This window comes from Paraburkholderia strydomiana, from assembly GCF_046030495.1.
In the GTDB taxonomy this organism is placed as follows: domain Bacteria; phylum Pseudomonadota; class Gammaproteobacteria; order Burkholderiales; family Burkholderiaceae; genus Paraburkholderia; species Paraburkholderia strydomiana_A.
In genome coordinates this window covers 135,482-157,947 of record NZ_JAQQCJ010000006.1, presented here as the reverse complement: position 1 = coordinate 157,947, position 22,466 = coordinate 135,482, and the positions used below count along the sequence as shown (strand labels likewise).

The 22,466-nt window shown below is 63.7% G+C and carries 21 protein-coding genes; 15 read left to right on the top strand and 6 right to left on the bottom strand.

Going from position 1 to position 22,466, the window contains the following annotated elements:
* Nucleotides 1-118: 118 nt before the first annotated feature.
* The 4 genes from PQQ53_RS10620 to PQQ53_RS10605 are packed head-to-tail and all read left to right on the top strand — an operon-like array spanning nt 119 to nt 6,414.
* Complete coding sequence (locus PQQ53_RS10620) at nt 119-1,186, top strand: efflux RND transporter periplasmic adaptor subunit (RefSeq protein WP_408324016.1); 1,068 nt, start codon at nt 119-121, stop codon at nt 1,184-1,186.
* Nucleotides 1,183-4,338 carry an efflux RND transporter permease subunit gene (locus PQQ53_RS10615; RefSeq protein ID WP_408324014.1) on the top strand — a complete coding sequence of 1,052 codons (3,156 nt, stop codon included), beginning with the start codon at nt 1,183-1,185 and terminating at the stop codon, nt 4,336-4,338. Before PQQ53_RS10620 ends, PQQ53_RS10615 begins: the two co-directional genes overlap by 4 nt.
* 16 nt (nt 4,339-4,354) lie before the next feature.
* The gene (locus PQQ53_RS10610) at nt 4,355-5,065 is read left to right on the top strand and encodes a response regulator (RefSeq protein ID WP_408324011.1); all 711 of its coding nucleotides are present in this window, start codon (nt 4,355-4,357) and stop codon (nt 5,063-5,065) included.
* The gene (locus PQQ53_RS10605; RefSeq protein ID WP_408324009.1) at nt 5,065-6,414 is read left to right on the top strand and encodes an ATP-binding protein; all 1,350 of its coding nucleotides are present in this window, start codon (nt 5,065-5,067) and stop codon (nt 6,412-6,414) included. Before PQQ53_RS10610 ends, PQQ53_RS10605 begins: the two co-directional genes overlap by 1 nt.
* Nucleotides 6,415-6,495: 81 nt before the next feature.
* Here the strand turns inward: PQQ53_RS10605 and PQQ53_RS10600 are convergent, their stop codons facing one another.
* The 5 genes from PQQ53_RS10600 to PQQ53_RS10580 form a co-directional block, all read right to left on the bottom strand.
* Nucleotides 6,496-6,762, bottom strand: a complete 267-nt coding sequence (locus PQQ53_RS10600; RefSeq protein ID WP_408142646.1) for a hypothetical protein — start codon at nt 6,760-6,762, stop codon at nt 6,496-6,498.
* A gap of 104 nt (nt 6,763-6,866) precedes the next feature.
* A complete protein-coding gene (locus tag PQQ53_RS10595) occupies nt 6,867-7,199 on the bottom strand; it encodes a DUF1634 domain-containing protein (protein WP_408142644.1) in 333 nt (110 codons plus the stop codon).
* Nucleotides 7,196-8,068: a sulfite exporter TauE/SafE family protein gene (locus PQQ53_RS10590; protein WP_408324007.1), complete on the bottom strand. Its 873-nt coding sequence runs from the start codon at nt 8,066-8,068 to the stop codon at nt 7,196-7,198. Before PQQ53_RS10590 ends, PQQ53_RS10595 begins: the two co-directional genes overlap by 4 nt.
* A 17-nt stretch (nt 8,069-8,085) precedes the next feature.
* Entirely contained in the window at nt 8,086-8,832 is a 747-nt protein-coding gene (locus PQQ53_RS10585; protein ID WP_408324005.1) for a GntR family transcriptional regulator, read from the bottom strand.
* Between the two features lie 420 nt (nt 8,833-9,252).
* Complete coding sequence (locus PQQ53_RS10580; protein WP_408142638.1) at nt 9,253-9,441, bottom strand: hypothetical protein; 189 nt, start codon at nt 9,439-9,441, stop codon at nt 9,253-9,255.
* A 285-nt stretch (nt 9,442-9,726) separates the two neighbouring features.
* Here PQQ53_RS10580 and PQQ53_RS10575 point away from each other — a divergent pair, with 285 nt between their 5' ends.
* On the top strand, nt 9,727-10,554 hold the full coding sequence (locus PQQ53_RS10575) for an AraC family transcriptional regulator (RefSeq protein ID WP_408142636.1): 828 nt from the start codon (nt 9,727-9,729) through the stop codon (nt 10,552-10,554).
* Between the two features lie 77 nt (nt 10,555-10,631).
* The gene (locus PQQ53_RS10570) at nt 10,632-11,057 is read left to right on the top strand and encodes a cupin domain-containing protein (RefSeq protein ID WP_408153089.1); all 426 of its coding nucleotides are present in this window, start codon (nt 10,632-10,634) and stop codon (nt 11,055-11,057) included.
* A gap of 28 nt (nt 11,058-11,085) precedes the next feature.
* Here the strand turns inward: PQQ53_RS10570 and PQQ53_RS10565 are convergent, their stop codons facing one another.
* A complete protein-coding gene (locus PQQ53_RS10565; RefSeq protein WP_408324003.1) occupies nt 11,086-12,267 on the bottom strand; it encodes a serine hydrolase domain-containing protein in 1,182 nt (393 codons plus the stop codon).
* A 170-nt stretch (nt 12,268-12,437) separates the two neighbouring features.
* On the opposite strand from PQQ53_RS10565, the gene PQQ53_RS10560 reads away from it, so the two are divergent.
* The 9 genes from PQQ53_RS10560 to PQQ53_RS10520 all read left to right on the top strand — a co-directional run bounded on the left by PQQ53_RS10560 (nt 12,438) and on the right by PQQ53_RS10520 (nt 22,151).
* Nucleotides 12,438-14,705: an SdiA-regulated domain-containing protein gene (locus PQQ53_RS10560; RefSeq protein ID WP_408324001.1), complete on the top strand. Its 2,268-nt coding sequence runs from the start codon at nt 12,438-12,440 to the stop codon at nt 14,703-14,705.
* A 294-nt stretch (nt 14,706-14,999) separates the two neighbouring features.
* A complete protein-coding gene (locus PQQ53_RS10555) occupies nt 15,000-15,332 on the top strand; it encodes an ArsR/SmtB family transcription factor (protein WP_408142631.1) in 333 nt (110 codons plus the stop codon).
* Between the two features lie 74 nt (nt 15,333-15,406).
* Nucleotides 15,407-16,477, top strand: a complete 1,071-nt coding sequence (arsB, locus tag PQQ53_RS10550; protein ID WP_408323999.1) for an ACR3 family arsenite efflux transporter — start codon at nt 15,407-15,409, stop codon at nt 16,475-16,477.
* A 12-nt stretch (nt 16,478-16,489) separates the two neighbouring features.
* Entirely contained in the window at nt 16,490-16,912 is a 423-nt protein-coding gene (gene arsC, locus PQQ53_RS10545) for an arsenate reductase (glutaredoxin) (RefSeq protein ID WP_408142628.1), read from the top strand.
* Nucleotides 16,912-17,676 (top strand): arsenical resistance protein ArsH, encoded by a 765-nt coding sequence (gene arsH, locus PQQ53_RS10540; protein ID WP_408323998.1) that lies wholly within the window; start codon nt 16,912-16,914, stop codon nt 17,674-17,676. Before arsC ends, arsH begins: the two co-directional genes overlap by 1 nt.
* 44 nt (nt 17,677-17,720) lie before the next feature.
* The gene (locus PQQ53_RS10535; RefSeq protein ID WP_408323996.1) at nt 17,721-18,215 is read left to right on the top strand and encodes a RidA family protein; all 495 of its coding nucleotides are present in this window, start codon (nt 17,721-17,723) and stop codon (nt 18,213-18,215) included.
* 166 nt (nt 18,216-18,381) lie between these two features.
* Entirely contained in the window at nt 18,382-18,621 is a 240-nt protein-coding gene (locus PQQ53_RS10530; protein ID WP_408142622.1) for a type II toxin-antitoxin system ParD family antitoxin, read from the top strand.
* Nucleotides 18,621-21,761: a CheR family methyltransferase gene (locus tag PQQ53_RS10525; RefSeq protein WP_408323994.1), complete on the top strand. Its 3,141-nt coding sequence runs from the start codon at nt 18,621-18,623 to the stop codon at nt 21,759-21,761. The genes PQQ53_RS10530 and PQQ53_RS10525 overlap by 1 nt, the downstream gene beginning before the upstream one ends.
* 12 nt (nt 21,762-21,773) lie before the next feature.
* Entirely contained in the window at nt 21,774-22,151 is a 378-nt protein-coding gene (locus PQQ53_RS10520; protein ID WP_408153076.1) for a response regulator, read from the top strand.
* The last annotated feature ends 315 nt before the right edge of the window (nt 22,152-22,466 follow it).

The window sequence follows — 22,466 nt, the reverse complement described above, 5'->3', positions numbered from 1 at the left end:
CGACATTGAGCATCACGGTGTGGTGGGGACGTATGGGAGGGCAAGGGTTGAAACGGAACGTGGCACGAGGGGCAAAGCGCATGCGCGGCCCACCACGATACCCAACGCAGCACCCGCCATGCGGCTCACCGCCGCACTCTGCCTCGCACTCGCGATGACCCTGGCCGCCTGCCGCGACGGTAACGCACCGACGTCCCAAACTGCGTTGCCGCAAGTCACCGTGACACGGCCGCTCGCCCGCCAGGTACGCGAACAGATCGATCTGAACGGCACGGTCGCGCCATCCGCCACGGTCACGCTGGTGGCGCGCGTGCAAGGCACGCTGAAGGAAATCGGCTTCACCGACGGCGCCTATGTGAAGGAAGGGCAGTTGCTGTTTCGCATCGAGCCGGATACTTATCGCGCGCAACTCGTGTACGACCAGGCCGCGCTCGATAACGCCGAACAGGAATTGACGCGCCAGAAGCAGCTCACGTCCGACAACGCGACCTCCGAGTCGACCTTGCAGAAAGCGCAGACCACGCGCGACCAGGCGATAGCCAAGCGCGACATGTCGCGCATCAATCTCGGCTACACGGAAATACGCGCGCCGTTCGCGGGCCGCATCGGCGCACGCGCTTTCGACGCCGGTAACGTGGTCGGCGCGTCGGACTCCGCGAAGCTCGCCACGCTCGATCGCATCCAGCCGGTCTATGTGAATTTCACGCTGAACGAGCGCGACGCGAACCGCATTGGCCTCTTCACGCGGCCGCCGCGCATGGTGCGCGTCAACGTCCTCGGCGCGCCCGCCGCTCCAGGCGAGAACGCCGCGCTCGAATTCGTCGATACGCGGGTGGATGCCGACAGCGGTACGCTCAGACTGCGCGCCGACATCGCGAACCCGGACGCGCATCTGATTCCGGGCATGTCGGTCGAAGTGCATATCCCCGCCGGTGCGCCGCACGACGTGCTGCTGGTGCCCGACACCGCGTTGCTGCGCGAACAGGCCGGCGCGTTCGTGCTGATCGTCAACGGCGCGGGCGTGATCGAGCGGCGCACGGTAACGGCGGGCGGGCTGTTCGGCGCGCTGCGCGCGATTACGGCGGGCCTCGACGCCAACGACCGGGTCGTGACCGGCGGCGCGCTGGCGGTGTCGCCCGGCGTCAAGGTGCAGGTGATCGCCGCCGCCGCGCAGGGACGCTCATGATCCGCTTCTTTGTCGAGCGGCCGGTCTTTGCCAATGTGATCGCGTTGATCGTGATGTTGCTGGGCGCGGTCGCGCTCATCAATCTGCCGATCGCACAATATCCGCCGATCACGCCGCCCACCGTGCAAGTGGTCGCGCGCTTCCCCGGCGCGAGCGCCGCGACGCTGATCAACCGCGTGGCGCTGCCGATCGAATCACAGGTCAACGGTGTGGAAAACGCGCTGTATATGCAGTCGACCAGTACCAACGACGGCACCTATACGCTCACGGTCACGTTCGCCGTCGGCACCGATGTCGACAAGGCCCAGGTGCTGGTGCAGAACCGCGTGCAAGCCGCCACCGCGCAATTGCCGCAAGCGGTGCAGCAGCAGGGCGTGACCGTGCGCAAACGCTCGACCGCGATCCTGCAGCTCTACACGCTCGAATCGTCCGACCCGCGCTACGACTCGCTGTTTCTCAGCAACTACGCGGTGATCAATCTGCGCGACACGCTCGCGCGTTTGCCGGGCGTCGGCGACGTGACCGTGTTCGGCACCGGCCAGTACAGCATGCGCGTGTGGCTCGATCCGCGCAAACTGAGCCAGCGCAATCTGAGCGCCGCCGACGTGATGCAGGCGATCCAGAGCCAGAGCCGGGACGTGAGCGCGGGCCAGCTCGGCTCCGAGCCGAACGCCGGCGGCGCGGCATTCCAGCTCACGGTGACGATGCAGGGCGCGCTCTCCACGCCGGCTGAATTCGACAACATCATCATCAAGGCCGATCCGACCGACGGCGGCCGTTTCGTGCGGATTCGCGACGTGGGGCACAGTGAACTCGGCTCGTCCAGCTACGGACAGTTCTTCAATCTCGACGGCCGGCCCGCGGCGGGCATCGCCATCTATCAGTTACCCGAAGCAAATGCGCTGGAGGTGGGCAATGCGGTGAAGGCGACCATGGCGCGTCTTGCAAAGAACATGCCGCAGGGCATCAGCTACCAGCTGCCGTTCGACACGACCACCTTCGTGCGGCAATCGGTGGTGGACGTTTACAAGACGCTTTTCGAGGCGGCCTTGCTGGTGCTCGCGGTGATCCTGCTGTTTCTGCAGAACTGGCGCGCGATGCTGGTGCCCGCCACGACGATTCCCGTGACTATCATCGGCACGTTCGGCGCGATCTACCTGCTCGGTTTCTCGATCAATCTGCTGACGCTGTTCGCGATCGTGCTGGCGATCGGCATCGTGGTCGACGACGCGATCGTGGTGGTCGAAGGCATCACGCAGCACATCGAGCAGGGCAAGACGCCGAAGCAGGCCGCGATCGACGCGATGCACGAACTGCTCGGGCCGATCGTCGGCATCACGCTGGTGCTGATTTCGGTGTTCCTGCCGTCGGCGTTTCTTGGTGGCGTCACCGGCCAGATGTACCGGCAGTTCGCACTGGTGGTGGTGGCGACCACCGTGATCAGCGCGATCAACGCGGTCACGCTCAAGCCGGTGCAAAGCGTGCGCTGGCTGCGGCACGCGCGGCCCGGCAAGCCGAACGTGGTCTATCGCGTGTTCGACAGGGGCTATGCGCGCGTCGAAAGCGTCTATGTGCGCGTGGTGTCGTGGTTCGTGCAGCGCTGCGGCCTCGCGCTCGCGATTGCGCTCGTGCTCGGCGCGGCGTCCGCCTTTCTGCTGACGCGCGTGCCGACCAGTTTCATTCCGCTCGAAGATCAGGGCTATGTGCTGATTGCCGCGCAACTGGCCGACGCGGCCTCGCTCGAGCGCACCCGCGAGGCGAGCAAACAGATCGAAAAGCGCATCGGCGCGATTCCCGGCGTGAGCCACGTCGTGTCGATCGGCGGCATCTCGCCGCTCGACAACAACGCGTCGCTGCCGAATTCCGCGCTGATCTACGTGACGCTCGACGACTGGGGCAAGCGCGGCAAAGGCGAGGACCTGCGCTCGCTGTATTTGCGCATGAATAACGAACTGGCGACGCTGCCCGATATCCGCTCGGTGGTGATCGTGCCGCCGCCGATCCAGGGCCTCGGCAACAGCGGCGGCGTGCAACTTCAGGTGTTTCTCACCGACGGCACGCAGAACTATCGGCGTTTGCAGGAAGCCACCGACGCGCTGATCGCGAGCGTCGCGAAACGCCCCGAATTGCAGCGCGTGTTCAGCCCGTTCCGCGCCGCGGTGCCGACCGTCGAACTGACGCTGGATCGGGCGAAGGCCGAGTCGCTGCAAGTGCCGGTGGGTAACGTGTTCGATCTATTGCAGGACTATGTCGGGTCCAGCTACGTGAATCAGTTCACCGCGTTCAACCACACGTTCCCCGTGTTCGTGCAGGCCGACGGCGCGTTCCGCCGTCAGACCGACGACATCCGCCGTCTGCAGATTCGCAGCAACAGCAGCCATATGGTCGAACTGGGCACCTTCATCGACGCGCGTCCCAGCATCGGCCCGGCCATTGCGACGCTTTACAACCTCGCGCCGGCCGCGGCGATCAACGGCAATCCGGCGGCCGGCTTCAGCACCGGCGACGCGATCGCCGCATTCGAACAGGAAGCCGCACGCATCCTGCCGGCCGGCATCGGCTATGAATGGACCGCGATGTCGTATCAGGAGAAGCTGGTCGGTAATTCGGCGTACTGGGTATTCGCGGTGGGCGTGCTGCTGGTGTTCTGCGTGCTGGCCGCGCAATACGAGAGCTGGCTGCTGCCGGTGGCCGTGGTGCTCGCGGTGCCGCTCGCCTTGCTCGGCACGGCCGGCACGCTCGCGTTGCTCGGCGCCGCCAACAACCTGTACACGCAGATCGGTCTCGTGCTGCTGATCGCGCTGTCGGCGAAGAACGCGATTCTGATCGTCGAATTCGCGCGGCATCTGCGCGGACGGGGCGTGGGCATCGCCGAGGCGGCGGTGGAAGCGGCGCGGCTGCGTTTCCGGCCGATCATGATGACCTCGTTCGCCTTCATTCTCGGCGTGGTGCCGCTCGTGATCGCGACCGGCGCCAGCGCGAGCGCGCGCCGCTCGCTGGGAATTGCGGTATTTTCTGGCATGCTCGCGTCGACCTGCATCGCCGTGCTGTTCATTCCGTCGTTCTACGTGCTGCTGCAGCGCCTTTCCGAACGGCACGCGGCGCGGCGGACGTCATCCGGGATGTCACCCGACATGCCGCCGGACGCTTAAACCGAGGAGCTTTCATATGGATCGCCCCGCCAAAATCATCGTGCTCGACGACGAAATCGAATTGCGCAACATGCTGCAGCGGTTTTTGCGCGGGCACGGCTTCGACGTGCGCGTCGCCGAGGACGGCAAGCGGCTGGACCGCTATCTGGAGCGCGAGCCGTTCGATCTGCTGGTGCTCGATCTGATGATTGGCGAGGAAGACGGCCTGCAAATCTGCGCGCGTTTGCGCGAGCAGGGCCAGACCTTGCCGATTCTGATGCTGACCGCGAAAGGCGATCCGCTCGACCGGGTGGTGGGTCTCGAAACCGGCGCCGACGATTACCTCGCCAAACCGTTCCTGCCGCGCGAACTGGTGGCGCGCATCAACGCTTTGCTGCGCCGCCAGAAGATGGCGTCGGGCGAGGTCGCCGTGACGTCGCAATGCGTGCGCTTCGGCGACTTCACGCTCGATGTCGGCAAGCAGGAACTGGCGCGCGCGGGCGCGCCGCTGGAGATTCACTCCGCGCAGATGCTGCTGCTGGTCGCGCTCGCGTCGTCGCCGAACCGGCCGGTGAGCCGCGACAACCTGCTCGCGCGCGCGCGGGGCCGCGACCACGATGCGCTCGATCGCAGCATCGACGTGCAGGTGCTGCGCCTGCGGCAGATCGTCGAGGACGATCCCTCGAAACCGCGTTTCATCAAGACCGTGTGGGGCGTCGGCTACATGCTGGCCGCGGACGTCGAGTGATGGCGCGCTCGCTGCTGCGAAGGATGCTGCCGCGCACGCTGCTCGCGCGCAATATCGCGCTGCTGATCGTGCTCGTGATGCTGAGCCAGGTGTGCGCACTCGGCGTGCTGCTTCATTACGTGCAGCGGCCTCGCGTGGAGCGCGCGGCGACCGTGTTCGCGACCTACGTGAGCACGCTCGACGAGCTGCTGGCCGCCACGCCGCCCGCCACGCGCGCCGCGCTGACCGCACGCCTGGACGCGCGCACGCAACCGCCGCCCGAATCCGCCGAAGCGCCGCCGCGCAATCTCGTGCGCGCGTATCGCACTTATCAGCGCAACGTGTTTCTCGACAGCCTGCGCGCGCATCTGCCCGCCGACATGCCGGCGCGCTGGCAGACCGAAGGCGGGCAGCGCCTGTGGATTCGCATGCACGCGCCCGCCGGCGCGCCGCAAACGCCGTACTGGATCGCGTTGCCGATTCCCGAGGACGCGCAGGGCAACGGACTCGAAGCGGCGATTTTCCTGTCGCTCGGTCTGGGCGTGCTGGCCGCGCTGGCCGGCTACGCGATCCAGTTGCACCTGAACGAACCGCTTCAGGAATTGACGCGTGCCGCAGGCCGCGTGAGCGCCGGCGAAATGCCTGCGCCATTGCCGACCGACGGCCCCAGCGAAATCGCGGCAGTGAGCGGCGCGTTCAATCAGATGACCCAGGCGTTACAGGAAGCGGAGGCGACGCGCTCGTTGATGCTGGCGGGCATCTCGCACGACATCCGCACGCCGCTCACCAAGCTGCGCCTTTCGATGGCAATGGCGATGCCGCACGGCAGCGACAGCAGCTTCGTGGTCGCCGCCGAGTCGTATCTGGACCAGATCGAAACGATCCTGCAGCAGTTCATGGACTACGCGGGCAGCGGCGAACGCGAGGCGCCGCAACCCGGCGACCTGAATGCGTTGATCGAACGGCTCGCGGGCGATTTCGCGGGACTCGGGCACGAGTTCGAGCTATCGCTCGCGACGCTGCCGGCGCTCGCGTACCGGCCGATCAGCATGATGCGGCTGTTGATGAACCTGATGCAGAACGCGATCGTGTACGGCGGTAGTGGCCTTGCGGTGCGCACTTGGGCCACCGCCGAGACGGTGACGGTCGCGGTCGGTGACCGCGGCAAGGGGCTCTCGGCGCAGGAGCTGGAGCAACTGAAGGCGCCGTTTCAGCGCGGCCGCAATGCGCGCGCGCATAGCGGCGGCACCGGGCTGGGATTGTCGATCGTCGAGCGGATTGCGCGGCTGCATGGCGGCGGCTTGCAGTTTCATTCGCGCGAGGGCGGGGGGCTGGAGGTTTGGGTGGTGCTGCCGGTGGCGTCCGTTTGACGGCGGGGCGCGCCACGCGATGCGATTCACCGGCGTGTCGACCTCACCGCTGCCGTCACCGCGCTTGCCGGCTCGCGCTGCTCAGCCGCGATCCAGCCACGCATCCAGTCCGACCCGAAACGCCACACCTGCGATGACCGGCACGGTCATCATCAGGATGATGCCGAAATTGGGAATCTGGTCGCCATACATGATCGTGCTGTACAGCACCACGGTGGCCACGATCGCGAACACCGCCACGCCGACGGCGATCATCAGCAGATTGCGCGTGGTGATGGACATCGTCTTGCGCTTGGCCGTGCCCGGCGTGGTGCTGGCGGTGGGCGTTTCGTCGTGTTGGGCAGGCATGATGGTTCTCGTGACTAGGAAATGCTGCATAAGGAGCGGCGGCGCCCGCTGCTCCGATGAGGGCACGCCCGGCATCATACCCGCCCGAGGCGCCGCCCAGCGGATCACGCCGCGCCGACCAGCAATCCCGCGGCGACGATCGCCAGCACGAGCGCGGCAATCGCGCCGAACCGGTAGTCGCGTTGATGCAGGAACACCCCTAACATCAATATAAGCCGCATTATCGGCAACAGAATGAAAAGCGCGATACCGGCTGTCATGACCGACGCGCCGATGGTGGCCGGCCCGGTACCGCCGTGCGTGCGCAGCGTGAGCCCGAGGCCGGCGGCGATCGTGCCAGTGGCGATCCACGTGCCATAGTGCAACAGGCTCGCGAGCCAATGTTCGAGCCGCGCGCCGGCCCGCTCAAGGTGGCGTGGGTGGTGCGTGCGGTTCATGCGGATGCTCCGAACAGGTGGATGCCGAATGCTTCGAGCAGCATCTGCACGGCCAGCGCGGCGAGCATCGCGACGAACAGCACGCGCAGCTTGTCGTTCGACACGCGCATCAGCACCCGCGCGCCCAGCACCGCGCCGACGACCGAACCGAGCGCCACCGGACCCGCGATCGCGGTCACAATCTCGCCGCGCAGAAAGTAGGCCCCGGCGCTGGCCGTCGCCGTCACGCCGATCATGAAGTTGGAGGTGGCCGACGACACCTTGATCGGCAGGCGCAGCGCGGTGTCCATCGCGGGAATCTTCAGCACGCCGCTGCCGATGCCGAGCAGCGCCGAAATCAGGCCGGCGCCGTACATCAGCGAGAGACCGAGCGGGATGCGCTGCACGCGATACGCGATGTCGCGTCCCAGCGCGCGGTCCGGATAGCTCGAATCGAGTCGCAGCGACGCGCCCCACACGCGGGCGGCGCCGTCGCGAGGGCCGGCCACGGCGAGCGCCGGATCGGCGCGCCGCGCGAGCATCTGCTGCGCCGACAGGATCAGGACCACGCCGAAGATGAAATAGAGCAGCGGCACCGGCACGAATCCGCTCAGCAGCACGCCCGACAATGCACCGAGCGTGGTTGCCGTTTCCAGCAGCACGGCGAGCCGCACGTTGGTCAGGCGCCCGCGCAGGAAGGGCGCGGCGCCGCCGCACGAACAGGCGATCACCGACACGATGCTCGCGCCGATCGCCACGTGAATGTCGAGATGGCCGAACATCGTCAGAATCGGCACGATGAAGATGCCGCTCGCCATGCCGAGCATGCCGCCCAACGCGCTCGCGCCGAGCGACACCGCGAACAGCCACACCGTGTCATGCAGATCCATGGCCGCCGCCGCGCCGCTCATCGAGCCCCCGCCTTGCGCCGCGCGAGGCGGGTGACGAACTGGATCTGATCGCCGCGGTAGTACAGCTTTTCATAGTCGACCGGACGGTTGCCGTCGCAATACGACGTGCGCTCGATCAGAAAGATCGGACTGCCAGGCGCGATTTCCAGCGCGCGCGCGACGGCCTTGTCAGCGGCGATCGCTTCGAGCCGGTATTCCGCTTCGATCAGCGGAACGCCGTACTTCTCTTCGAGCAGCGCGAAGATCGGTTCGGCTTCCAGATCGTTTTCGATGATCTTTTCGCCGATGTCTTTCGGCAGCCAGGTTTCGTCGAACGAGAGCGGCGTGCCGTCGGCGATGCGCACGCGCTGGATGTGCACGACCTGCGCGCCTGGCTTGAGCGCGAGCTTTTCGGCGACGGCTTCGCCCGCGCGTTCGACGCGCTTGGCGAGCAGCCGCGCGCTGGGCCGGCGGCCATGCGCGCGCATGTCTTCGACGAAGCCGCTCAGTTCGGTGAGCGGCTGAGTCAGCCGTGGTTGCGTGACGAACGTGCCTTTGCCGCGGCGAATTTCGATCAGGCCGCGCGCAATCAGGTTCTGCACGGTTTTTTGCAGCGTGGTGCGGCTGATGCCGAAGCTCTCCAGCAGGCTTGCCTCGTTGGGCAACTGCGCGCCCGGCGGGTAAGTGCCGTCGGCAATGCGCGCGGCGAGCGCCGCTTCGACTTGCGCGTAGAGGGGGAGTTGGTTCGGTGGGTCGCCGGTCATAGTAGACATCATGACGTCATGATGTCGTGGCGTCAAGCCGGATGGTCAAGGCGCCTCACCGCCGCGCGGGTTTTCTGTCAAATCGAGTTCTTCGAGGATCGTCGGCTCGCGCCTCACGACCGCGCAAACTGGCCAGCGCGCGGGCTTTGCGGACCCATCGCATTTCGCGCGTACGTTTCGTCGCGCAGTTGGCGTGCCGCCGCTCAAATTTCGATGTGAGGGAGTGGAATTGGGGGAATAAGGGTTGTGGCTCGCGCGCTGGACGATTTGGCTCGCTAACGTCTTTGTCCTCGCGGGGAAGCGGCATTCGAGGCGGGCAGTGGCCAAAACATAAGGGCCGGTAACCCAGCCCTTATGGCAATCTCCTACGTGGATTCATGTCCATGCTTTCTACCGGCGCCGTTTGTCAAAGGTCGATAATTATCCCGGCAACTTCATCGATACGTGGACGGGCGGGTCGGGTGTATCCACGCCCATCCCGGCAATGACACGATAGAGTTCCACGAGTGCTTTTTCCTTTTCCACATCGTGCCCGCCAACAACATGCGCCATAGCGGAACGGGAGAGTTCCTCCTCCTGATGCAGGTCGACAATAGTGAGTGTGTTCATTTCAATTCACCTTTAAAGTAGTTTGGTAACCAGATCTGGGCTTGAGTTGAGCGGCTGTGATTTGCGCTCGCTAAACGGCTACTCACGATCTGTGCCAAACTCGCATCGAGCACACGACGCACACCGTAACCTGCTGTTTAAGTTGAAAATTGTGACATCGTCTCTCCTTTGGCAGCGATTCGAGGTAGGCGGCATGTGGGTTCGATTCCGACACGTCAGGATCTTTTGTTGGTTATTTAAAAACGAAGAGCCCGCAACATGTCAGGCCATCCAGGGTCATTTGTCATGAGTCGACAAACACCGGCTTTGTCCAGCGACTGGGTCAAGCATGCCGAGCCGATAGAAGGCGTCGAGCGCATCGAAGCCTGGTTTCACGGCCATGCATATGCCATGCACCGCCACGACACCTATGCGATTGGCCGCACGCTCGCCGGCGTCCAGCGTTTCAACTATCGGCGCGATCAGCGAAACAGCCTGCCCGGCAACACGCTCGTGCTGCATCCCGACGAGCCTCATGATGGCGAGGCGGGCACCGCCGAAGGGTTTCAATACCGGATGATCTACATCGAGCCCGCCATCTTTCAGGACGTGCTCGGCGGACGTGCGCTGCCGTTCCTCGAAGGCGGCGTGACGACCGATCCGCGCCTTGCGGCAGCAACCGCGACGTTGCTGCAACACGTCGGCTATACGCTCGAGCCTCTCGAACAGAGCGATGCGCTCGCCGAAGTGGCGCACGCGCTTGCCGCCGTTGCCGGGGTGCCCGCACGGCGCTCGAAAGGCGACTTCCTCGCGGCGCGCCGCGCACACGACTATCTGCACGTGAACTGCGCGCGCGTCGTCACGCTCGACGAACTCGAAGCGGCGACGGGCCGCGATCGCTGGAGCCTGTCGCACGACTTTCGCACGTTCTACGGGACGAGCCCCTACCGTTATCTGACGATGCGGCGCCTCGATGCGGTGCGCCGCATGCTGCTCGCCGGCACCTCGCTCGCTCATGCCGCCGCGAGCGCCGGCTTTGCCGATCAAAGCCACATGACGCGACACTTCTCGAAGACATTCGGGCTGACGCCGGGGCGCTGGCTCCAGGTCGCGGGCGGCATCGAGCGCGGCTGAAAACGCCCACGATCGTTCAATACGGCCGCAAGGAGCATGCGTATTCTCAACGCGTCAACCTTTGAACGGAGAGAACGATGTCTCAATCCTCGAACAAGCCCGCAGCGCCCGTCGACCGTGGCCAGTGCCGGACCATCGATCTGAGGGGCAAGATCGCCCAGATCGACGGTCACTGGCAACCGCGGGTCGTCGCCGAAATGAACGACTATCAGTTCAAGGTTGTGAAGGTCGAAGGCGAGTTCCCGTGGCACCGGCATGCCGATACCGACGAAACGTTCATCGTTCTTGAAGGCGAGTTGTGTATCGATTTCCGGGCCGGACCTTCGGGCGACGGTTCGATCGTGCTGCGCGCCGGGCAGATGGCGGTGGTGCCGAAGGGCGTCGAGCACAAGCCGCGTGCCAACGCCGAAGTCAAGCTGCTGCTGATCGAACCGCGAGGCGTGGTGAACACGGGCGACGGTGCGGCGAGCGAGCGTACCGTCGAGAACGATCAATGGATTTGAGGCCGCCTTCGACGGTATCAGGACGTCGTCAACCGGCGCCGTAAACGGCGTCGCGCAGATCGATTGTGTATTGGCCGTTCATGCCTTCATAGAGCGTGTTCGACAGCGACACGACGGTCAGCCCGCGCGCGCGGTCGACGAACCACGAGTGGCCGTACACACCGCCCCAGCGCCACGTGCCAGGCGATTCCGGCGACGCCGCCGCGCGCGGATCGCGCAGCACCGAAAAGCCGATCCCGAAGCCGACGCCCGGCCGATCCGGCAAGTCGAGGTTGCCGGTCTGCACGCGGCCCATCTCGTCCACGAGGGCGGCAGGCAGCAGCGCACCGCCGCCCGCGCGCAGCGTGTCCAGCACATGCAGCACGTCGCTCGCGCGGCCTACCATCCCCGCACCGCCCGACGCAAAAGCCTGCGCGTCGAGTGCGCGCGCCGGCGAGTACGTGACACCGACAATGCCTTCGACTGCACGTGCGGTCTCGTTCTCGGCGAGCCGGTGCGGCTGCGGCGTATCGTTCACGTACGGTGTCGCGAGCCGCGCGGGATCGAGCGCGACGAACGCCGTGTCGCGAACGCCGAGCGGACGGAGCACGAGTGCATCGACAGCGTCCGCGAGGGGCATCCCACTGACAGCCTCGATCAGCGCGCCGGTCACGTCGAGCGCGACTGAATAGGTCCAACTCGTCCCCGGTGCATACAGCAGCGGCACGCCCGCGATCCGGCGCACGTTTTCGCCGAGCGTGATGGCCGCGCCGTCGAGCCCGTCCGATACCCCCGCGCGCGCATAGGGGCCGTTCGCGTCGGCTTCCGCAAAGCGGTAGCCAAGGCCCGCCGTATGCGTCAGCAACTGTCGCACCGTGATCGTCGGTACGCGGCCGTCGGGCAGGGCCGGGCGGAAATCGGGCAGCCAGCGGGTGACGTCATCGTCGAGAGACAGTTTGCGTTGCGCCACGAGCACCATGGCGGCCGTCGAGACGATCGGCTTCGTCACCGACGCGAGCCTGAACAGCGTGTCCTCGCGCATCGGTGCACGTGATTCCCGGTCGGCGAGTCCCGCCGCGCGGTGATAGACGAGCTGTCCGTCGCGCGCGATCAGCACGACCGCGCCGACGAGACGTTGCGCGTCGAGCGCGCGGGACAGCACCGCATCGACGCGCTCGGCGAGCGCGGCATCGGCGGAAGGCTGCAATGACGAGGCTGGGGTAGTGGGCATAGAGGGCTCCGTCGTGATCGGTCCAGCCGACATAGTAGGGGAGACCTGGTTGCGATCACCATTTACCCGTATGCCGAAAAGGGCTGCCTGCAACAAATCCATCACGAAGATGCAACAAAAGCCCGATATGGTCGCGAATTCTTATAAACCTTTCAACTTATTACCGTACCGTGAAAAAAGAACTCTTAATTTCTGCGATTCTCGCAGCCGGTCTTAGTGCATGTGGCGGGGGCGGGGGTGACAATGGCAGCACCACTGCTGGCAATAATGGCGGCAATAGCGGCAATGCTGTGCCCGTAGTAGATAGCAAAATTCCTGCGCTCGCATTCAGCGATCCGCAAAGCACCTATGATTTGAACAGCTACACGCAGACGGCAATGTTTCCTCTGCAATACGCCACGTCCGGCACCAATCTGTTGAACGCAGAGGCATCGGGCGTGACCTATGACAAGGATACCGATTCGCTGTTTGTCGTCGGCGATGGTGCGACCGCAGTCGTGCAGGTTGCAAAGAGCGATGGTCACGTGATCGATTCCATGACGCTCAATGCCGGCGACTTCGAGGACACCGAAGGCATCACCTATGTCGGCGGCGGCAAGTTCGTCCTGGTGGAAGAGCGTCTGCGTCAGGTCGATCTGTTCACCTACGTGCCAGGCGGAACATTGCGCCGGGCAGACGTACAGTCCGTCAAACTGGGTACGACGGTGGCCAACGTCGGTATCGAGGGCGTGACGTTCGATACCAAAACAGGCGGCTACATTGCCGTGCGCCAATCGCAGCCCACCAGCATCTTCCAGGCCGCAATCAATTTCGCAGGCGGGTCGGCGACAGCATCGGACGGCACGCCCATCCTGCCGTCGACGGATAATCCACCGGTGCTTTTCGATGCGGCCAGGACAGGCCTTTCCGCGTTCAACGACGTTTTCTCGTTGTCGAATATCGCACCGACCAAGGCTCCGGATTACGACGACGTCATCATCATCGGCGCGCCGGATGGCAAGATCGTCAAGATGGATCGTAGCGGCAATTTGCTGAGCAGCTTGTACATGAGCGCCACTGCCCAGAACGAGGGCGTGACGATGGACTCGGACGGCACCATTTATGCGGTCGGTGAACAGGCCGCGGGGCCGAGCCTGCCAGGCCTGACCGTCTTCAAGCCAACCACCAGCACAAGCAATGTCGGTATTGGCAGCAACCTCTACCTGACCTTCGATCAATCGGTGAAGGCGGGTGCGGGTAATGTCGTTCTCAGTAACGGCGCCGACGATACGCGCTCGATTCCTGTGAGCGACGCATCCCAGGTGACGTTCAGCGGTAACGTGGTGAAGGTTCATCCGAAGTTCTACATGGTTGCGGGCACCACCTACCACATCACGTATCCAACGGGGGCGATCAAGACGGCAGCTGGCGGCGATACCTCTGCCGTGTCCGACTTGTCGACATTCTCGTTCAAGGCGATCGGTACCGTCGACCACACAGCCCCGACATTGACAAGCACTGCGCCGGTCGATGGCGCGACAGGCATCATCGGCAACCACATGACATTGTCGTTCGACGAAGTCGTGCAGGCGGGCACGGGTAACATCGTGATCAGCAACGGCTCCGATACGCGCAATGTGTCCGTTGACGACACAACCCAGGCCAAATTCAACGGCACTCGGGTGAGCATCACCTTGACGACGCCGTTGCAGGATAGTTCGCGCTACACCGTAAAACTGGCTAGCGGCGTGATCACCGACCTGTATGGCAACGCCTATGCGGGCACGACGCAGAGCTTCACGACTGCAGCAGCAGGTGCTCCGGCGCCGACCGTGTTGATCTCGGAGGTGAACTCGAACGCAGACGGGGGCCAGGATTTCTTTGAAATCTATAACTACGGCAGCACGGCAATCGATCTGACCGGCTGGAAGTGGGGCGACAGTCATGCCGACGTCAACGATGCCAACAATAGCGCCGCCTTCGTCGCCGGTACGATGCTCGCACCGGGTGAACATCTGGTCGTTGTCCCGGGCGTGCCCGGAACGGACGACAATACGTTCCATACAACCTGGGGCCTCGCTGGCACGGTTCCGGTCGTGGCGATGTTGAACGTCAATAACGATGCGGCGAACCCGATTGGTTTGGGTAAGGGCGATGCGGTAATCGTCTATGACGCGAACGGTAATGTCGCGGCTGCCGTGAACTACGGCGCACCGCTCGCTGCAGCGCAGGGAGACGGCACGACGAAAGCGATTCCAACGGCCTTGGGTGCGGATGCAAGCCTCGTTGCCGCCGGAAATCATGCGGGTGCCGTCTTCGTCGGCGGCAATGCGAAGGTGTCCGCGGTGTGGGATACCGTTTCGACAACGGCGCCGAACTATGTCGACGCAGTGGTTGGCGTGCACGGCGGCATAGTCGAGCCGCTTAAACCTGCGTCGATTGGTTCGCCCGGGCAGTAATTTTTCGCCGCTTTGCGGCATGAGTAGGGAGAAGAACCGTCCGATTATGTCGGGCGGTTTTTTTTTATGATCTTTACGCATGAGTTCGCGGTGGCGTTAAGTCTTCTGACGCGGAGGATTCCCGATCAGGCAGAAGCTTCCACGTCATGCGCTACATGACGCGCAGGGTCTACGAGTCAGAAGTCGCACCGAGTGCTCAGACCGTGCCGTCGCCTGCAACGACCTGAAATTTGCGCCCCACTGTCATTTCAACATTTATTGAAATATAACGACGAATGGGCTATCGTAGCGCCCATGGACTCGAATCTCGTTGTACGCGCGCTAGGCGCGCTCGCCCATGAATCGCGGCTCGCGATTTTCCGTTTGCTGGTCGTTGCCGGTCCGGATGGGATGGCTGCTGGCGAGATCGCGCAGCAGGTCGGGCTTTCCCCCTCGAGCTTGTCGTTCCACCTGAAGGATCTGTCGCACGCGGACCTGGTGAAGCCGCGTCAGGACGGACGATTCGTCATCTACACAGCTAATTTCGATGCGATGACAGGGCTGATTGGTTTCCTGACGGAGAACTGCTGCAGCGGCGCGACATGTGCCGCGAGCAACCTCGCCGATTGCAGTGGAACTATCCGATGAAGCAGACGCCCTGCCACTCCACAACTGAAAACCTTGGCGAACATGCGCCGCTATGAGATCCGCAGAGGAATGCGATGAGCAGCATTGAGACGGCCCGCGGCGGCACACGTGCGGTGATGGGTTTTTTTGAGCGCTACCTGACGCTTTGGGTGGCACTTTGCATCGTGGGAGGCATCCTGCTCGGGCAGGTGCTTCCCCGGCTCTTTCAGGCGATCAGTCGCATGGAAGTGGCGCAGGTCAATCTCCCTGTCGGCCTGCTGATCTGGGTAATGATCATCCCGATGCTGATCAAGATCGACTTCGCCGCCATGAGCGAGGTCAAGCGCCAGTGGCGCGGCATTGGTGTCACGCTGTTCGTGAACTGGTTCGTCAAACCGTTTTCGATGGCCTTGCTCGGCTGGATCTTCATCCGCCATATTTTCGCGCCGTGGCTTCCCGCCGATCAACTGGACAGCTATATCGCCGGCCTGATCCTGCTGGCCGCCGCCCCCTGCACGGCGATGGTGTTCGTCTGGTCGCAGCTCTGCAAAGGCGATCCGTACTTCACGCTGTCGCAAGTCGCGCTGAACGACTCCATCATGATCGTCGCTTTCGCGCCGCTCGTCGCGCTGCTACTCGGCCTGTCGGCTATCAGCGTGCCGTGGGACACGTTGATTATCTCGGTGGGCTTGTACATCGTCATTCCGGTCGTGCTCGCGCAACTGCTGCGGCGAATGCTGATGGCGAAGGGTGACGCACATTTTCACAGGGTGGTCTCACGGCTCGGCGCTTATTCGATCAGTGCGCTGCTCGCAACGCTCGTGCTGCTCTTTGCCTTTCAGGGACAGGCGATTGTCGGGCAGCCCCTCGTCATCGTCATGCTCGCGGTACCGATCCTGATTCAGGTGTTCTTCAATTCCGGCCTCGCGTACCTGTTGAATCGCAGGCTCGGTGTCGCGCATTGTGTCGCGGGGCCATCCAGTCTGATCGGTGCGAGCAATTTTTTCGAACTCGCGGTCGCTACCGCAATCAGCCTGTTCGGCTTCCATTCAGGCGCGGCGCTGGCCACGGTGGTCGGCGTGCTGATCGAAGTGCCGGTGATGCTGTTCGTGGTCGGCGTCGTCAACCGCTCGCAGCACTGGTACGAAGCCAGAACACAGCGTTAGAGGACAAAGGATATGAGCGTCACGATCTATCACAACCCGGATTGCGGCACGTCGCGCAACACGTTGGCCTTGATCCGCAATGCCGGTATCGAGCCGGAGGTTATCGAATACCTCAAAACGCCGCCGGAGCGGGGCACACTACAGGATCTGATCGCCCGTGCCGGCCTCACAGTGCGCGCCGCGCTGCGTGAAAAGGGCACCCCGTACCTTGACCTCGGTCTGGGCGATCCCTCCCTGAGCGATGAGCAGTTGCTCGATGCCATGGTGCAATACCCGATCCTCATCAACCGCCCGTTCGTTGTCACGCCGCGTGGCGTGCGTCTGTGCCGGCCCTCCGAGGTCGTGCTCGATATTCTGCCCGCCGGGCAGAAGGGCGCGTTCACGAAGGAGGACGGCGAGCAGGTCGTCGATAGCGAAGGAAGGAGGATTCTCTAATGACGCAGGACATTCCCAACGTCAGCACTCCACACCTCGACACACCGGATCTGCAGAAGCTCGAACCGCGTACGGCGTCTTCACACGCTCCGCGGATTCTGCTGCTCTATGGCTCGTTGCGCCCTACGTCGTACAGCCGGCTTCTCACGCTCGAAGCCGAACGCATCCTGCGCCATCTCGGCGCGCAAACACGTGTCTTCGATCCGCATGGCTTGCCGCTCGTGGATAGCGTGCCGGCCGATCATCCGAAGGTGGTCGAGCTGCGCAAACTCTCGGAGTGGTCGGAAGGGCACGTATGGTGCAGCCCGGAGCGTCACGGAACGTTGACGGCAGTATTCAAGAACCAGATCGATTGGCTACCGCTCGAAAGCGGCGGTGTTCGGCCCACGCAAGGCCGCACGCTCGCGGTGATGCAGGTGTGTGGTGGATCGCAATCGTTTAACGCGGTGAACGCGCTACGCATTCTCGGCCGATGGATGCGGATGGTGACCATCCCGAATCAGTCTTCGGTGGCGAAGGCGTATCAGGAGTTCGACGAAAGTGGCCGGATGAAGCCGTCGGCCTATTACGATCGCGTCGTCGACGTGATGGAAGAACTGGTCAAGTTCACGCTGTTGGTGCGTGACCGCTCGGACTACCTGACCGACCGCTACAGCGAGCGGAAAGAAGCGCATCCGGAACTCGCCACGACACTGGCGGCCGCCGCCATGAATCAGGAAACGGCGGGCGCCAATGCAGACACTGACGACAGCGAAACGGAGTAGCGGCGCGGCCACCGAACCCTTAGGCCTTTACCCGGAGTCCAAAGATGTCGACCATCGAAGATCGCCTGCACGCACTCGGCTACGTCATACCCGAACCCTTGCGGCTTCCGCCAGGTGTCGCGCTTCCATTCCCCTGGGTACGGGTGGTGGGCAACAGGGCGCTTATCTCCGGTCACGGACCCACTAACGCCGACGGTTCGCTCGCCGAGCCTCTCGGCAAGGTGGGGAGCGAGGTCACCCAGGAGCAGGCGTTTGCGGCTGCCCGTCTCACAGGACTGGCCATCCTCGGGAGCCTCACGCGCGAACTCGGCAGCCTGGAGCGCATCGCCTGCTGGACGAAAGTGTTCGCCATGGTCAACTCGGCACCGGGGTTCAACCGGCAGCCCGCGGTCGTCAACGGCTTCACAGAACTCATGCTCGACGTCTTCGGCTCGGAGCGCGGCGCTCACGCGCGCAGCGCGGTGGGAATGGCCGAGCTTCCCTTCGACATCCCGGTTGAGATCGAGGGCGAAGTCGAGCTCTTTCCGCCTCATTCGTGACGCTTCCATCGAACGGAGGTCAATGATCGCCAGTTGGATAGCACAGCGATAAAACGCAGTCGGCCCTCGTGCAGCGATTGACCTCGGAACTCCCATTGGAATGTTGCGCCATCGCATTCATGCAAGGGGTAACATTAGGTATTACCCCCTTGGTTCCGAGACACCCATGCCGGCTAAATACGCAATCAGCGTCAGCCTGACGGAGCATCTCGCTTCGTTCGTCAAATCCGAGATCGCTAAAGGCCGTTACGGCACGGCCAGCGAGGTCGTCCGCGCGGGGCTGCGCCTGCTCGAAGAGCAGGCCGCGCATCGTGCCGCCCCGGACGGTGTCGGCGCCAGTTCGACGTCGCCGCCCAAAGGACGTGCAGACGGACACGCTCGCGCGGCAATGCGGGAGAAGCCGTGATGTCAGGCAATGAATTTCCGGTCGTGGGCGTGGGTGCGTCGGCCGGGGCTGTCGAGGCACTGGAGGGCTTTTTCCGCGGCATGCCGGCAAAGCCCGGTCTCGCGTGCGTAATCGTGACTCACCTGAGCCCGGACCGCGAAAGCCTGCTGCCGGAGATCGTCGCGCGTTTCACCACGATGCCTGTGCGCATCATTACCGACGGCATGCAAATCGAGACTGACTGTGTGTATCTGTTGCCGACGGATGCCGTGCTGAGTATCGAGAACCGGACGCTTCGGGTTCAGATCCAGGACAAGCACCGCCGGGAACGCAGGCCGATCGACGTGTTCCTGAGCGCCCTTGCAGCGGACGTCGGCGAGTTCTCCGCCGGCGTCATTCTTTCCGGCGCGGATTCCGACGGCACGCTCGGCATCAAGGCCATCAAGGAGTGCGGCGGCCTGACGCTCGCGCAGGCCACCGACGGCTTCGGCCCGCATCATGCGGACATGCCCGACAGTGCAATCTCAACCGGTCTCGTGGATTTCGCGGTGCCGGTCGAGCAGATGGGGGCGAAGCTCGTCCGCTTTGCCGCCGGCGCGTTCATGCTCGATGGGCTTGCCGGAGAGGCCACCGCACAGCCTGAAGCAGCCGGGTTCGACGAGGCGCGCGAAGCCATCTATGCCGTTTTGCGCAGCCAGGTCGGACATGACTTCAGCGGCTACAAGATCAAGACTTTTCTGCGCCGCGTGCAGCGTCGCATGCAGGTTCTCGAGATCCAGACCCCTGAAGCTTACGTGGCGCGGCTATCCGCGGATCCGCAAGAGGTCACGGCGCTGTTTCGCGATCTGCTGATCAACGTCACCAGCTTCTTTCGCGATGAGCACGCCTTCGAAAGTCTCGCGAATATCGTCATTCCGAAACTACTGGATGGACACGGCGCCGACCATACCGTGCGGGTGTGGGTGCCGGGCTGCGCGACGGGCGAAGAGGTCTATTCGCTCGCCATCCTGATGCGCGAGCGGATCAACGGCCGCACCGACGCGCCCCGCGTCCAGATTTTCGCGACCGATATCGATGACGGCGCGCTCGCCGTCGCGCGCGCGGCCCGTTATCCGCTGCCGTTACTCGACGGGGTGTCGGATGAGCGCCGCCGGCGGTTTTTCGTTCCCGATGGCGGCAGTTACGTGGTGGCCAAAGAGGTCCGTGACCTCTGCATCTTTTCGCCGCACAGCGTCATTCGCGACCCGCCTTATTCCCGCATCGACCTCGTGTCGTGTCGCAACCTTCTGATCTACTTCGGGACCGACGTTCAGAATCAGGTCATCCCGACGTTTCACTATGCGCTGCGTCCGGACGGTTACCTGTTTCTCGGCACGTCGGAGCACGTCAGCCAGTTCGACGAGCTTTTCGTCCCGATCGAGAAGAAGCACCGGATCTTCCGTCGCCGGGCGGACGTTGCGCCGCAAATCCGTCTGCCGCTCGCGGTGTCGTCGCTGCGCATCGGCAATCTGGCGGCGTTCTCGCCCAGCCGGCCGCCCCTTGGCGGCGCCGCGCTTCGCCATGCGGTCGATACCCACATGCTGGAGCGCTTCACCCCCCCGCACGTGCTTGCCACGCGTGACGGCGATGTCGTCTACTACTCGGGCCGCACGGGCAAATATCTGGAGGCCGCACCGGGCGCCCCGTCGCGGCAGCTGTTTTCGATGGCGCGCAAGGGACTCAGCCTCGACCTGCGCGCGGTCTTCCGGGAGGCGGTGGAGTCGGGACGCCTGGTGACACGCGATGGCGTAGTCGTCGAGGGCGAGGACGGGCGGGTGCAGGTCGTCAGTCTGAGCGTCGAGCCGTTGGCCGAACACACGCAAAACGAGCGCATGTATCTCGTCGTCTTCGCCGACCATGGGCCGGGTTTGACGCGCGAGGAGGCGTTCCTGCGCGCCCAGACCACGTACGACGGAACCGCGGCCCAGGCCGAGAAAGAACTGCGCGATACCCGCGAGCGTTTGCAGTCGATGATCGAAGAGTACGAAACGGCACTCGAGGAACTCAAGTCGTCGAACGAGGAACTGGTGTCGGTCAACGAGGAACTGCAATCGTCGAACGAGGAGCTGGAGGCGTCGAAAGAGGAACTCGTTTCATTGAACGAGGAGTTGCATACCGTCAATCTGGAACTGAACGGCAAGATCGATTCGTTAGATCGCGCGAATACCGATCTGCAAAACCTGTTCGAGAGCACTTCGGTCGCGACCGTGTTTCTCGATCGCAACCTCGTGATCCGTTCGTTTACGCCCGCCATGAGCGGCATTTTTCACATTCGGCCTGGCGACCGCGGACGTCCCATCACGGAACTCGCAAGCCGTCTGGAACTGGCCGGACTCGAGGACGACATCGCGACCGTCTTCCGCACCGATGAGCCGCGCGAACGGCACGTCAGCGCCAACAACGGTCAGACCCATTTTCTGGTGCGCCTCGCGCCTTACCGCAATGGCGACCGGACAACGGACGGCGTGGTCGTCGCGTTTGTCGACGTGACAGGCATGGTGCATGCTGAGGAAAGGCAGGACGTGCTCATTGCGGAATTGCAGCACCGTACGCGCAACCTGCTGGCCGTCATCCAGTCGATCGCGCAGCAGACGCTCGCGGACGATCCCGCCCTCGAAACGTTCGCGACCCGTCTGGCGGCGCTTGGGCGCCTGCAGGGGCTCATCGGTGAAGCGAATGGAAATCTGATCGACCTCAACGACATCGTGCGGCTGGAATTCGATGCACTCGGCGTGACAGACGGTGACCGGCTTACCGTAAGCGGCCCGGCCGTGCCGCTATCGTTTCGCAGCGTACAAACGATAGCGCTCGTGCTGCACGAACTGGCAACGAATGCGATCAAGTACGGCGCACTGAAGGACGGGGAGGCGCGGCTCGCGTTGAACTGGGATGTTCGGCCCGCAGCGGCGGGAGGCGGCGCACTCGTGATCGACTGGATCGAAAGCGGCTTGCGAACACCGCCGGATGCGTCCAAAACCGGCTTCGGCCGGCAACTGATCGAAAAGGCATTGAAGTTCACGCTTCATGCGAATACCGAACTCGTTTTCAAGACGGACGGCGTGACGTGCCACATCGAGATACCGTTGCCGTCGGTCCGTTCGCACGACAGCACTTCTTCATAGGAAAGGCGGCAGATGCCCCGCTCGGAAAGACAGCTGCAGGATCAAAGGGTGATGGTGGTCGAAGACGACTACCTGGTGGCGCTCGCCCTTTCCAGCCTGCTTGAGGAGGCGGGGGCGAGCGTCGTCGGCCCGATCTCCCGCGCGCAGGAAGCGGTCATGCTGATCGAAGAAGGCAAGGAGCACATCGACGCCGCGATCCTCGACGTCGACCTGAACGGTGAGAAGTCGTATGCGGTGGCGGACGCGCTCGCGTCGCGCCATATCCGGTTCGTGTTTGCCACGGGATATGGCGCCGACGCGGTCGCTCAGCCGTATCGTCATTACCCGCGCTGTCAGAAGCCGTTCGATCACCAGGTGCTTTTCAGGGCATTGATGGCGCAGGGGAATTGAGCGATGAGTTGTGTCATCGCGGCGAGGTCAATCACATGCCGCTGCCCAGCCTGATGTCCACTATCTGAGCTTGACAGAAACAGACGCAGTTCCCCTTCCCGAAGCAGTGCTCCCACACCCCATTCTTTCCTGGCCTTCCGATACCTGCACGGCCAGCCCGGCTTCGTGGAACGTCCGCTGAATGTCCTTTTGCCGGGCGCGAGGCGCGCTGATAAAAATTTCGGAACCCTTACTGCGGCCGACTGCGCAACGTCGGCGAAGCAATCTTTGCGCGACTGATTCCTCGACTTTGAGACGCCCCTAACGGCTCTGTCG

Bases quoted from the DNA above. Each gene is read 5' to 3' on its own strand.
- PQQ53_RS10620 (WP_408324016.1), top strand. From the start codon at position 119: ATGCGGCTCACCGCCGCACTCTGCCTCGCACTCGCGATGACCCTGGCC.
- PQQ53_RS10615 (WP_408324014.1), top strand. From the start codon at position 1,183: ATGATCCGCTTCTTTGTCGAGCGGCCGGTCTTTGCCAATGTGATCGCG.
- PQQ53_RS10610 (WP_408324011.1), top strand. From the start codon at position 4,355: ATGGATCGCCCCGCCAAAATCATCGTGCTCGACGACGAAATCGAATTG.
- PQQ53_RS10605 (WP_408324009.1), top strand. From the start codon at position 5,065: ATGGCGCGCTCGCTGCTGCGAAGGATGCTGCCGCGCACGCTGCTCGCG.
- PQQ53_RS10600 (WP_408142646.1), bottom strand. From the start codon at position 6,762: ATGCCTGCCCAACACGACGAAACGCCCACCGCCAGCACCACGCCGGGC.
- PQQ53_RS10595 (WP_408142644.1), bottom strand. From the start codon at position 7,199: ATGAACCGCACGCACCACCCACGCCACCTTGAGCGGGCCGGCGCGCGG.
- PQQ53_RS10590 (WP_408324007.1), bottom strand. From the start codon at position 8,068: ATGGATCTGCATGACACGGTGTGGCTGTTCGCGGTGTCGCTCGGCGCG.
- PQQ53_RS10585 (WP_408324005.1), bottom strand. From the start codon at position 8,832: ATGACCGGCGACCCACCGAACCAACTCCCCCTCTACGCGCAAGTCGAA.
- PQQ53_RS10580 (WP_408142638.1), bottom strand. From the start codon at position 9,441: ATGAACACACTCACTATTGTCGACCTGCATCAGGAGGAGGAACTCTCC.
- PQQ53_RS10575 (WP_408142636.1), top strand. From the start codon at position 9,727: ATGAGTCGACAAACACCGGCTTTGTCCAGCGACTGGGTCAAGCATGCC.
- PQQ53_RS10570 (WP_408153089.1), top strand. From the start codon at position 10,632: ATGTCTCAATCCTCGAACAAGCCCGCAGCGCCCGTCGACCGTGGCCAG.
- PQQ53_RS10565 (WP_408324003.1), bottom strand. From the start codon at position 12,267: ATGCCCACTACCCCAGCCTCGTCATTGCAGCCTTCCGCCGATGCCGCG.
- PQQ53_RS10555 (WP_408142631.1), top strand. From the start codon at position 15,000: ATGGACTCGAATCTCGTTGTACGCGCGCTAGGCGCGCTCGCCCATGAA.
- arsB (WP_408323999.1), top strand. From the start codon at position 15,407: ATGAGCAGCATTGAGACGGCCCGCGGCGGCACACGTGCGGTGATGGGT.
- arsC (WP_408142628.1), top strand. From the start codon at position 16,490: ATGAGCGTCACGATCTATCACAACCCGGATTGCGGCACGTCGCGCAAC.
- arsH (WP_408323998.1), top strand. From the start codon at position 16,912: ATGACGCAGGACATTCCCAACGTCAGCACTCCACACCTCGACACACCG.
- PQQ53_RS10535 (WP_408323996.1), top strand. From the start codon at position 17,721: ATGTCGACCATCGAAGATCGCCTGCACGCACTCGGCTACGTCATACCC.
- PQQ53_RS10530 (WP_408142622.1), top strand. From the start codon at position 18,382: ATGCCGGCTAAATACGCAATCAGCGTCAGCCTGACGGAGCATCTCGCT.
- PQQ53_RS10525 (WP_408323994.1), top strand. From the start codon at position 18,621: ATGTCAGGCAATGAATTTCCGGTCGTGGGCGTGGGTGCGTCGGCCGGG.
- PQQ53_RS10520 (WP_408153076.1), top strand. From the start codon at position 21,774: ATGCCCCGCTCGGAAAGACAGCTGCAGGATCAAAGGGTGATGGTGGTC.